Genomic DNA, 535 nt, shown 5'->3' with positions numbered 1-535 from the left:
CAATCGAAACGGAGTGGAGATTGTATAAGTGCGCACTTCGTGCACTTCGTGATTTTCCGTGCATTATGCCAGCTCAGTTTTTAAACTACCAGTGACGCGCTAAAATGCGATTTTTCATCGCGCACGGAGTTACATCATGAGCAGAACACTCGAACAGAAGATTGCTGATGCTGAGGCCAGATTACAGCGCCTGAAGGCGAAGAGCAGGAGTCTGGACACAGCGCAGAAGGTCATTGTGGGTGCAGCATTGCTGGCAAAGGTCAGAAAGCCGGAGGAGGTGCAGTTGCGTGCCTGGTTACTCCAGTTCCTGAAGGCAGAGGTGACGCGACAGGCTGATGTGACGCGCATACTGCCGCTGATTAACGAGCTGGAAGCGCTGCCAGGACAGTGATTGTATCGTCCGCTCGCCGCAGTCCCAGCGACCGAGCGTTAGCGAGCGAGTGGGCGAGGAAGCGGAAGTGAATCCGTCGCCTGATTGAGCACATACGCACGGTTTTTCGGGAGGTGATATGCGCTGAACCCGCATGAATACTGG

The 535-nt window shown here is 54.4% G+C and carries 1 protein-coding gene; it reads left to right on the top strand.

Annotated elements, in window-relative coordinates; translation table 11 throughout:
* Positions 1-136: 136 nt before the first annotated feature.
* Complete coding sequence (gene mobC / locus E0L35_RS25430) at positions 137-391, top strand: relaxase accessory protein MobC (protein ID WP_000091745.1); 255 nt, start codon at positions 137-139, stop codon at positions 389-391.
* Positions 392-535 lie beyond the last annotated feature (144 nt).

The organism is Halomonas sp. ATBC28 (genome assembly GCF_005937175.1).
Classification (GTDB): domain Bacteria; phylum Pseudomonadota; class Gammaproteobacteria; order Pseudomonadales; family Halomonadaceae; genus Vreelandella; species Vreelandella titanicae.
The sequence above is the reverse complement of the archived record's forward strand: the minus strand, read 5'-3'. Positions and strand labels throughout refer to the sequence as shown.